Source organism: Brevundimonas sp. (genome assembly GCF_030656255.1).
GTDB lineage: Bacteria > Pseudomonadota > Alphaproteobacteria > Caulobacterales > Caulobacteraceae > Brevundimonas.
Genome location: NZ_JAUSOE010000154.1, coordinates 1 through 10,358 on the forward strand (window position 1 = coordinate 1; position 10,358 = coordinate 10,358).

9 protein-coding genes are annotated in these 10,358 nt (G+C 69.4%); 2 read left to right on the forward strand and 7 right to left on the reverse strand.

The genetic code is table 11. From position 1 onward, the window contains the following. The 6 genes from purH to Q7J26_RS15250 form a co-directional block, all read right to left on the reverse strand. Positions 1 to 1,569: bifunctional phosphoribosylaminoimidazolecarboxamide formyltransferase/IMP cyclohydrolase (gene purH, locus Q7J26_RS15225; RefSeq protein WP_304937232.1), on the reverse strand; the 1,569-nt coding region annotated here is incomplete at its 3' end. 83 nt (positions 1,570 to 1,652) lie between these two features. Then, positions 1,653 to 1,997: a hypothetical protein gene (locus Q7J26_RS15230; protein ID WP_304937233.1), complete on the reverse strand. Its 345-nt coding sequence runs from the start codon at positions 1,995 to 1,997 to the stop codon at positions 1,653 to 1,655. Beyond that, entirely contained in the window at positions 1,994 to 3,841 is a 1,848-nt protein-coding gene (locus Q7J26_RS15235) for a heparinase II/III family protein (RefSeq protein ID WP_304937234.1), read from the reverse strand. The genes Q7J26_RS15230 and Q7J26_RS15235 overlap by 4 nt, the downstream gene beginning before the upstream one ends. Beyond that, on the reverse strand, positions 3,838 to 4,503 hold the full coding sequence (gene rpe, locus Q7J26_RS15240) for a ribulose-phosphate 3-epimerase (protein ID WP_304937235.1): 666 nt from the start codon (positions 4,501 to 4,503) through the stop codon (positions 3,838 to 3,840). The genes Q7J26_RS15235 and rpe overlap by 4 nt, the downstream gene beginning before the upstream one ends. A 47-nt stretch (positions 4,504 to 4,550) precedes the next feature. Continuing rightward, a complete protein-coding gene (locus Q7J26_RS15245; RefSeq protein WP_304937236.1) occupies positions 4,551 to 5,888 on the reverse strand; it encodes an RsmB/NOP family class I SAM-dependent RNA methyltransferase in 1,338 nt (445 codons plus the stop codon). 53 nt (positions 5,889 to 5,941) lie between these two features. Further along, positions 5,942 to 7,918, reverse strand: coding sequence for a potassium transporter Kup (locus tag Q7J26_RS15250; RefSeq protein ID WP_304937237.1), 1,977 nt, complete (start codon positions 7,916 to 7,918; stop codon positions 5,942 to 5,944). A 168-nt stretch (positions 7,919 to 8,086) separates the two neighbouring features. Between Q7J26_RS15250 and Q7J26_RS15255 the strand changes: the two genes are divergently transcribed. Continuing rightward, positions 8,087 to 8,557 (forward strand): Rrf2 family transcriptional regulator, encoded by a 471-nt coding sequence (locus Q7J26_RS15255; RefSeq protein ID WP_304937238.1) that lies wholly within the window; start codon positions 8,087 to 8,089, stop codon positions 8,555 to 8,557. Between the two features lie 31 nt (positions 8,558 to 8,588). Beyond that, a complete protein-coding gene (locus tag Q7J26_RS15260; RefSeq protein ID WP_304937239.1) occupies positions 8,589 to 9,386 on the forward strand; it encodes an SDR family oxidoreductase in 798 nt (265 codons plus the stop codon). Positions 9,387 to 9,389: 3 nt separating this feature from the next. Here the strand turns inward: Q7J26_RS15260 and Q7J26_RS15265 are convergent. Continuing rightward, on the reverse strand, positions 9,390 to 10,358 hold a 969-nt coding region (locus tag Q7J26_RS15265; protein WP_304937240.1), incomplete at its 5' end, for an FAD-dependent oxidoreductase.

The window sequence follows — 10,358 nt, forward strand, 5'->3', positions numbered from 1 at the left end:
AGCGATGCCCTTTTCATCCGCGGCGGCGATGACCTCGGCGTCTCGCATGGAGCCGCCAGGCTGGATCACCGCGGTAGCGCCGGCCGCGACGGCTTCCAGCAGGCCGTCGGCGAAGGGGAAGAAGGCTTCGGAGGCGCAGGCCGAACCCTCGGTCAGGGAATGCGCCAGACCCTTCGCCTCGCCCGCCTCCTTGGCGCGGATGGCGGCGATGCGGGCGCTGTCGCGGCGGTTCATCTGGCCGGCGCCGATGCCGGCGGTCTGGCCGTCCTTGGCATAGACGATGGCGTTGGACTTGACGTGTTTGGCCACGGTGAAGGCGAACAGCATGTCCTGGATCTCGGTCGGCGTCGGCTGGCGCTGGGTGACGATCTTCAGATCCGACGGCTTGATCAGGCTGCGGTCGCGGCTCTGGACCAGGAAGCCGCCGGCGACCGAGCGGAAGACCTCGCCCGGTCCGTGCGGATCGGGCAGGCCGTCTGTGATCAGCAGGCGAAGATTCTTCTTCGAAGCAAAGACTTCCTTGGCATCATCGTCCGCACCGGGGGCGATGACCACTTCGGTGAAGATGCCGGTGATGGCGCGGGCGTCGTCGCCGTTCAGCGGCCGGTTGACCGCGATCACGCCGCCGAAGGCCGAGACGGCGTCGCATTCCAGCGCGCGGGCGTAGGCTTCCGACAGATCCTTGCCCACGGCGACGCCGCAGGGGTTGGCGTGTTTGACGATGACCACGGCCGGGGCCTCGAACTCGGCGACCAGCTCATAGGCGGCGTCGGCGTCGGCGATATTGTTGTAGCCCAGCTCCTTGCCCTGGATCTGGGTCGCATGGGCCACGCCGGGACGGGCCTCGCCGGTGCGATAGAAGGCGCCGGTCTGATGCGGGTTCTCGCCGTAGCGCAGGGTCTGGGCCAGGGAACCGGCGATGGACTTGCGGGCCGGGGCGACGTCGTCGATCTGCTGGGCGAACCAGCCGGAGACGGCCGCGTCATAGGCGGCGGTGCGGGCGAAGGCGCGGGCCGCCAGCCGCTTGCGCAGGGCCAGATCGGTCGAGCCTTCCGCCTTCAGCGCCTCCAGGATCAGGCCGATGGACGGGCCGTCCACGGCGACGGCGACATAGCCGTGGTTCTTGGAGCCCGAACGGATCATGGCCGGGCCGCCGATGTCGATATTCTCGACCGCCGCCTCGAACGAGCCGCCGGAAGCAACGGTGGATTCGAACGGATAGAGGTCGATCCAGACGATATCGATGGCGTCGATGCCGTGGTCGATCATTGACTGGATGTGGTCAGCGGCGTCGCGCACGCCCAGCAGGCCGCCGTGGACGACGGGGTGCAGGGTCTTGACCCGGCCGTCCATCATCTCGGGGAAGCCGGTCAGATCGGCCACATCCTTGACCGGCAGGCCAAGCTTGGCGATCGCCGCGCGGGTGCCGCCGGTCGAGACCAGTTCGACGCCCAGGTCGTGCAGAGTGCGGGCGGCGTCTTCCAGTCCGGCCTTGTCGGACAGAGAGATCAGGGCGCGTTGCGGCTTGACCCGGTCGGGGGCGGGCGGGAAGTCGGGAGCGGCGGGCATGAAGCGGCGTCCGTGAAGGCTGGGGGAGGATGGCGCGGCGTCTAGCACCGGGGCGCCCGTGCGTCACCCCGTATGCGGACGGATCAGAGCAGGTCGAACCAGCGCAGCGCGTTGAGGACCAGTCCGAGCGCGATCAACGGACCGAAGACCCGAAAGGTGTGACGCGTGCATCGTTCGGGAAAGAAGGTGTCATAGGCGCCGTCCGGGCGGGCGCCATATCGGACGGCGATCGCGGTCAGCGGGCACTTCAGCCCGGAAGCGACGAAGACGATGGTCTCAACGGCGACCAGAACCAAGGCGACCAGCAGCCACGGCCCGTCTCGCCCTGAAATCCCGGCATAGAGGACCACAAAACAGGCCACGGACATGACGATATAGATGGCCGTATGCAGACCGCGCACGATCCGCAGGCGGCCGGCGTCGGTCACGTCGGATCGCCGCTCGCGCCCGCCGGGCTCAGCTTCCAGCGGATCCGGCTCTCGCTGTCGGTGCGGGCCGAGCCGCGCACCACGATCTGTAGCGAGCGGCGGGTCAGGCCGGCGTCGATATGGACGCTGGGCTCGATGGCCACATCCGGCCCGTCGGTGCGGAACCACCAGCCCCGGCCCGAGGCGCCGCGCAGCAGGATCGAGCGACGGTCGCGCGCCAGCGAGGCCTGGACCCCCGGCTCCAGATGGAAGCGGATGGCGTAGGGGGCGGCGATCTGGCGGATCATCTCCTTGCGGCCCGGCGTCGGGAACAGCTTCTCCTCGGCGCGCAGTTCGTCCATCCGCTGGTCCAGATAGAGACGGCGCTGGTGGTTCAGGCCGAAGGCCTCGTTCCAGCCGTCGTGTTCCATGTCCAGCCAGACCGCGCCGTCGCCGTCGCGCTGGTCGGTGGTCACATGGATCGGCGGGCCGACCAGGCGCGGGCCCAGCAGTTCGCCCTTCCAGCCGCCCAGGGGTTCGTTCAGCGACCGCTCGCCCAGGGTCAGGGTCGAATGGCCGGGCGTCAGCCGCAGGGCCTGACGATCGGTCGCACGCGGGGTCCAGCCGGAGCCGGTGACCAGCCGATCCTTGCCGCAGGCGATCTCCAGCGCCATCGGCTGGGCGCAGGCGGACGCCCCCCAGGCGCCCCCGGCCGGCGACGCGGCGTCGGCGACGATGGCCAGCAAGGGGCTGGCGATCCGCGTCAGGCCGGCGACGGTTCCGGTCGGCGGATGGGCCTGATCGCCCTTGGTCGTTGCGGTCTCGTCATGGGCGCGGGCGGCGGCGACCCGCGCGGCGGTGGACGGCCCTCCGCCCTGGAAACTGGCCAGGCGGCCGTCGGGCAGGGTCAAAAGCCGAAGGCCCTGGGTCAGACGGGCGATGGCGCCTGATACGGCCTCCGGCGTCGGCTCGGACAGTTGCGCCAGGGCGTCGTCCAGGGTCAGCAGGTCGAGCAGCAGCTCCAGCCCCGCCTCGGGACTGCGCGAGGCGTGTCCGCCGTCGTCCAGGACCGTGGTCTTCAGGGCGTTCGCCAGGCCGGACAGGGCGCGACGCCGCAAGGCCTGACCCGGCGCCCCGGCCAGGACGCAGCCGCCGATGGCCGCCGCCGTCAGCCGTTCGGCCCGGGTCGCCAGGCCGCCGGGCGGACGCAACAGCTGGCGAGTCTGGCGCGCCAGGGTGTCGGCCAGTTTCAGCCGCTCGGCCTCGGTCGCGACCGCGCCCATCTTGCGGGCGGCGCAAGCCAGGTTGATCACCCGGCGCGGCAGGATTTCCGGCCCCCAGGCGAAAGGCGACCAGCGGGCGAAGGCCTCGGCCCACCCCAGGGTCAGGCGCAGCGCCTCGCGCGCCCCGCGCTCGCCCAGGCTCATCAGGGCCGGCAGCCAGGCGAAGGCATGCAGTTCGACGGCGAAGGGTCGCGACGGGCTGGGACGGTTCCAGGGATCGGCCGGCGCCTCGACCTCCATCGAGGCCCCCGCCAGGACGAAACGCCCGACCAGAAGGTTCTTGCCCGGCGCCGGATCGTGCGGCCGGAAATCGCGCGGCGTGGCCGCGAAGGCCGTGACCTTGCCCCCGCCCAGGATCGGGCTCAGCGTCAGGCTGTAACCCGGCAGGCCGTATAGTTCGATCCACAGTTGACGGGTGACCAGACGTCCGGCGATGGCCGGCCAGAGACGCGGTCCCGTCACCGTCTCGCCCGACCGCACCGGGGTCCGCACCGGTGCGCCGGCCAGACCGGGGATCTGACCCGAGGCCACGTCGGGCGTGGCTTCGGCGCCGCGCGGGGCAAAGGGACCGATGGGGCTCACGCGACGGCCGGGGCGGCCTTCAGGGCGGCGATATTGGTCGCATAATCACCCTTGAACACGAAGGAGCCGGCGACCAGGGCGTCGGCCCCGGCGGCGACGCAGGCCGCCGCATTGGCCGAGGTCACGCCCCCGTCCACCTGCAGATGGGCCGCTGAACCGGCGCGGTCCAGAATGGCGCGGGCCCCGGCGATCTTGCGCAGCGAACTGTCGATGAATTTCTGTCCGCCGAAGCCGGGATTGACCGACATGATCAGCACCAGATCGACCAGGTCCACGACCTCCTCCAGGATCGACAGAGGGGTGGCCGGATTGAACACCACCCCGGCCTTGGCCCCCAGCTGGCGGATGCGGCCCAGAGTGCGGTGCAGGTGCGGCCCGCTTTCGGGATGGACGGTCAGCAGGTCAGCCCCCGCGTCGCGATAGGCCTCCAGCCACGGATCGACCGGCGCCACCATCAGGTGGACGTCGAACGGCAGGCTGGTGTGCGGCCGGATCGCCTTCACGATATCCGGGCCCAGGGTGATGTTCGGCACGAAATGGCCGTCCATCACATCGACATGGATCCAGTCGGCGCCCGCGGCTTCCAGCGCGCGGACCTCTTCACCCAGCCGCGCAAAATCGCTGGCGAGGATGGACGGGCAGATCAGGGGGGTAACGGCCATGGCCCCTCGGATAGGACGGCTTGCGAGCGGGAGCAAGCCGCTCCCGCTCAGGAAACCCGTTCCAGCTTGGCGGCGAAGAAACCGTCGAGGCCGCCATGTTCGGCCCACATGGAGGGCAGGATGCGCAGCCAGCCTTCGGGCGTCAGGGCTTCTAGCGGGGCGCCCAAGGCGGCGGGGTCGGCGGCGACGGTGCGGAAGCCGGGGTTGCGGCGCAGGAAGGCGATGATCTGGGTCTCGCCCTCCTCGCGCTCCAAGGAACAGGTGCAATAGACCATCCGTCCGCCCGGCTTGACCCGTTCGGCGGCGACGTCGAGCAGCCGGTGCTGGACGTCGGCCAGTTTGGCGACCTCGGCCGGCTTGGTGGCGCGCAGGACTTCCGGATTGCGGCGGAAGGTGCCGGTGGCCGTGCAGGGGGCGTCCAGCAGGACGGCGTCGAAGGTGCGGTCGTCCTCCCAGTCCTCGGCCGGGACGGCGATCACCTCGGCGGTCAGGCCGGTGCGCTCAAGGTTCTGGGTCAGGCGTTTCAGGCGCGGGGCCGAGCGGTCCAGGGCTGTGACCGAGGCGCCGGCGGCGGCCAGTTGCAAGGTTTTGCCGCCGGGCGCGGCGCACATGTCCAGCGCGGTCTCGCCTGGTTTTACGTCCAGCAGGCGGCCCGGAACGGCGGCGGCGGCGTCCTGGACCCACCAGTCGCCGTCGTCGAAACCGGGCCAGGTCGCCACGTCGCCGCGACGGCCGGTGCGCACGGTGCCGCCCTCAAGCGCCTCGCCCTCGACGGCGGCGGCCACGGCGGCGGGATCGACGCCGGGCTTCAGACTGAGGTCGGTGGCCGGCTCCTCGCGCGCGGCCAGGGCCAAGCCGGTCAGGGCCGCCTCACCATAGGTGGCCTTCCAGCGGGCGGCGATCCAGTCGGGCAGATTGCTCTCGGCCGTGGTCAGGCCGGGCCCCTCGCGGCCCACGCCGCGCAGGACGGCGTTGACCAGGTTCTTGTAGGGCCGGGTCTTGGGATCGCGCTCGGCCAGTTTCACAGCCGTGGAGACGGCGGCGAAGGCGGGCGTCTCCAGCACCAGGGTCTGGGCCAGGGCGATGCGCATCAGGGTGCGCACGGCCTCGGGCGGCGACTTCTGCAGGCGGCGGTTCAGAATCTGGTCGATCTCACCCAGGCGGCGCAGGGCGGCCATGGCCACGGCGCGGGCGAAGGCGCGGTCGACGGGCTCCAGGGCGCGGGCTGCGGGCTGGGACAGGGCCTCGTCCAGGCCGTTGCGCTTCTCGAGCGCCGCGTTCAGCAGGAGGCCGGCGACGACGCGGGCCTCGACGCCGATGTCGTCCTGCGAGGGGCCTTGGGCGACCTCGGCCGGAGCCGGACGCGGCCGGCCCTTGGTCGCCATGCGACGTCCGCGCGCCTGCGAACTGTGACCGGCCCCGCCGCGTCCTTCGGAACTCATACGGCCACCTGCGCGCCCAGCTCGACCACACGGCCGGGGGGAATATGGAAGAAGTCGGTCGGGTTGGCGGCGTTGCGCATCAGGAAGATGAACAGCCGGTCCTGCCACAGGGGCATGCCCTGGCGCGCCGATGGAATCAGCGAACGGCGACCCAGGAAGAAGCTGGTCGACATGATGTCGAACTTCAGCCCCTGTTTGCGGCACAGGCCAAGCGCGCGGGGCACGTTCGGCGTCTCCATGAAGCCATAGGTGATGGTCAGCTTCTTGAAGTCGTCGTTGATCGGTTCCATCCGCACCCGGTCGGCCTCCTTGACGCGCGGCCGCTCAGAGGTGCGCACGGTCAGGATGACGTTCTTCTCGTGCAACACCTTGTTGTGCTTGAGATTGTGCATCAGGGCGACCGGGGCGACGTCGGGGTCGCTGGTCAGGAAGATGGCCGTGCCGGGCGCGCGGTGCGGCGGTCGGGCCTGGAGCATTTCGATCAGGTCGCTCAGCGGCAGGCTGTCCTTGCGGGTCTTGGCCGTCAGGATCTGGGTGCCGCGCACCCAGGTCCACATGATCAGGACCAGGCAGGCGCCCAGGACCAGCGGCATCCAGGCGCCATCCGGGATCTTCAGCAGGTTGGAGGTCAGGAAGACGCTGTCGATGAAGGCGAACGGAACCAGGGTCCCGGCCACGGCCCACATCGGCCATTTCCAACCCTTGCGGATCACCGAATAGGCCATCAGCGTATTGACCAGCATGGTTCCCGTCACGGCGACCCCATAGGCGGCGGTCAGATTGTGCGAGCTTTGGAACACGACCAGCAGCACCAGAACCCCGACCATCAGGAAGCTGTTGACCGCCGGCACAAAGATCTGGCCGGCCTGGGTCTCGGAGGTGTTGCGGATGTCGATCCGGGGCAGAAGGCCCAGCTGAACGGCCTGCTGGGTCACCGAGAAGGCGCCGGTGATCACGGCCTGCGAGGCGATGACGGTGGCGGCCGTGGCCAGGATCAGCATGGGCCAGTAAGCGAACTGGGGCACCATATTCCAGAACGGGTTCTCGGCCGCGCCGGGATTGTCCAGGATCAGTGCGCCCTGGCCCAGATAGTTGAGCGTCAGACAGGGCAGGACGAAGGCCAGCCAGCCCATGCGGATCGGCGCCTTTCCGAAATGGCCCATGTCCGCATAAAGCGCCTCGGCCCCGGTCACGGCCAGGAAGACGCTGCCCAGAATGATGAAGCCCAGGAATCCGTCATTGATCAGCAGCATGACGCCATAGTGGGGCGACAGGGCGCGCAGCACGCTGACGTCGTCGAAGATATGGTACAGGCCCAACGCCCCCAGGCACAGGAACCAGACGGCGGTGATCGGGCCGAAATATTTGGCCAGGCTGGCGGTGCCGCGTGACTGGACCATGAACAGGGCGATCAGGATGCCGGCCGAGATGGGGACGATGAAGGAGTCCAGACGCCCAGCAAGACCGGGCGCATCCTGCAGGCCCTCGACGGCCGACAGAACCGAAATGGCGGGCGTGATGATCCCGTCGCCATAGAAGAGCGCCGCGCCGCAGACGCCCAGGATGAAGATCCAGGCGCTGCGCCGACCGACCGCGAATTGGGCCAGGGCCATCAGCGACAGGGTGCCGCCCTCGCCCTTGTTGTCGGCCCGCATCAGGAAGAAGACGTATTTGAACGTCACCACCACCATCAGGGCCCAGAAAGCCAGGGACACGACGCCGATCACGGCCAGTTCGCCGCCGACGCCCGACTGGGCATGGGCGATGGCTTCACGCAGGGCGTAAAGCGGGCTGGTGCCGATGTCGCCGAACACCACGCCGATCGCACCCAGGGTCAGAGCCCAGAAGCCGCCGTGCTTGGCGATCTGGCCGCCGGGAGCATGGGACTCGGGTCCCGTGGCGTGGGTGGGTTTGTCCGGCGTATTCGACGCGGCGGGGAGAGCGTCCGCGTCGTGGGGAGTATCCCCGGCCATGCGTATCCTCCGGGTCTCCGACGACAGGTCGAGCCCTTCAAAGCGGCGAGCCTTTAGGCTCATTCCACGCGCGCATCAATCGTGGGCGCCGGGATTCGGTTTCCCCTTGAACCACAAGGATTTGTGATTCGGCCCGGGAGCGCCTATTTTCCAGGCAGGAACACAACCATGTCAGACAGCCAGCGCTTCCCCGTCGCCGCCCACGCCCTGGCCTATATGGCCCACAAGGGGGCGTTTTCGCCTGCCCAGGCGGCGCCCAGCGCCTTGCTGGCCGCCTCCGTGCCCACCAATCCCGTCGTGGTGCGACGCGTGACGGCGCTGTTGGCCAAGGCGGGACTGATCGCCACCCGTCCCGGCGCCACCGGCGGATCCTGGCTGCTGCGCCAACCCGAAGACATCCGGCTGGACGAGGTGTTGAAGGCGGTGAACGGCTGCGCCCACATCGGTTCGCCGCCGGCCGGGGCCAAGGGCTGCCCGATCAGCGAACATATCCCGCGCCAGGTCGCCAAGGCCCTGACCGCCGCCGACGAGGCCGCGACCGAGGCTCTGTCCAAGATCACCATCGCCGACCTGCTGGCCGAGAACCCCCTGTCTCTCGCCGCCTATGCGCCTCACGCCGCCTGCCCCGTCGCGGCTTGACCATGAGGCCTGAGCGGGGCCGGATCGACGCATGAAACGGACGGTTCTGATCACCGGCGCCTCCGCCGGCATCGGCGCGGCCCTGGCCCGCACCTACGCCGCCGAGGGGTGGGATCTGATCCTGACCGCGCGACGTGAAGCGCCGCTTCAGACCTTGGCCGAGGCCCTGGCCGCCGCCCACGGCGTCGCCGCCACTGTCCTTCCCGAAGACCTGTCGGACCCAGCGGCGCCTGAACGTTTGATCGCCGCCGTCGCGGCGCGCGGCCTGACCGTAGACGGCCTGGTCAATAATGCAGGTTTCAGCCGCGTGACGGGCTTTCTCGACACCGACCTGGCCGCCCACCGCGCCATGATCCAGGTCATGCTGACGGCGCCGGTCGAACTGTCGCGCCTGCTGCTGCCCGGCATGGTCGAGCGACGCTTCGGCCGGGTGCTGAACGTCGCCTCCCTGGCCGGCCAGATGCCTGCGACCGGCGGCGACACCCTGTACGGACCCATAAAGAGCTTCCTGATCAAGGCGTCACAGGGCCTGTATCTCGAGACCCTCGGAACCGGGGTCCACGTCACGGTGCTGAACCCCGGCTACACCTTGACGGAATTCCATGACGTCAACGGCTCGCGCGACCAGGTGTCCAGCGCCTATCCGGCCTGGATGTGGATGGACGCCGCCCGCGTCGCCCGCATCGGCTATGACGCCTGCGAGGCGAACCGGCCCAGCGTGACCCCCGGCGTCATGAACAATCTCATGGCCGGCCTAGCCCGCTTCCTGCCCGACGGCCTGGCGCTGCGCATGGTGGCGAACCACGCCAAGCGGCTGGACCGGCTTTAGCCGTCAGATATGGATGGCGTGCCCCAGGGCGCGCAGAGACGCCTCGTGGAAGGCTTCGCCCAGGGTCGGATGAACGTGGATTGTTCCGGCGACGTCTTCCAGCACCGCCCCCATCTCCAGCATCTGGGCGAAGCTGTTGGACAGTTCCGACACATGCTGGCCGACCGCCTGGACGCCCAGGATGCGGTGATCCGACTTGGAGGCGATGACCCGCACGAAACCGCCGTCTTCGCCCGCCTCGATGGCCAGGGCCCGGCCGATGGCGGCGAAGGGAAAGACCGACTGGATCACGTCGTCGCGGCCCGCGACATCGTTCGGACCCAGGCCGGCCGAAACGATCTCCGGCTCGGTGAAACAGACGGCGGCGATGGTGACCGGATCGAACACCCTGTCGTGGCCCGCGATGATCTCCGCGACCACCTCGCCCTGGGCCGAGCCCTTGTGCGCCAGCATGGGTTCGCCGGTCAGGTCGCCGACCGCCCAGACGTTCCTCATGCTGGTGGCGCAGCGTTGGTCGATCTTCACGAACGGCCCGGCCATGGCCACGCCCATATTCTCCAGACCCCAGCCCTGGGTGCGGGGCCGACGCCCCACGGTGACCAGCACCTTGTCGGCGTCCAGTTGCAGCGGTTCGCCGTCCTTGGTCGTGACGTTCAGCTTGCCGTTCCCGAACCCGCCGGCGCGCGCGCCCAGGTGCAGTTCCACCCCGTGCGTCTCCAGCCATTTGGCGACCGGATCGGTCAGGACCTTGTCATAGAGCGGCAGGATGCGCTCGGCCATTTCGACGATGGCGACTTCGGCGCCCAGCTTCCTGAAGGCGATGCCCAGCTCCAGCCCGATATAGCCGCCGCCGACGACGACCAGTTTCTTGGGGACCTCCGACAGGCTCAGCGCCTCGGTCGAGGAGATGACGTCGCCGCCGAACGGCAGGAAGGGCAGTTCGACCGGCTCCGATCCCGTGGCCAGGATGAC

Coding starts and splice junctions, on each gene's coding strand:
- rpe (WP_304937235.1), bottom strand. CDS start 4,503: ATGGCCGTTACCCCCCTGATCTGCCCGTCCATCCTCGCCAGCGATTTT.
- Q7J26_RS15245 (WP_304937236.1), bottom strand. CDS start 5,888: ATGGCGACCAAGGGCCGGCCGCGTCCGGCTCCGGCCGAGGTCGCCCAA.
- Q7J26_RS15250 (WP_304937237.1), bottom strand. CDS start 7,918: ATGGCCGGGGATACTCCCCACGACGCGGACGCTCTCCCCGCCGCGTCG.
- Q7J26_RS15255 (WP_304937238.1), top strand. CDS start 8,087: ATGTCAGACAGCCAGCGCTTCCCCGTCGCCGCCCACGCCCTGGCCTAT.
- Q7J26_RS15260 (WP_304937239.1), top strand. CDS start 8,589: ATGAAACGGACGGTTCTGATCACCGGCGCCTCCGCCGGCATCGGCGCG.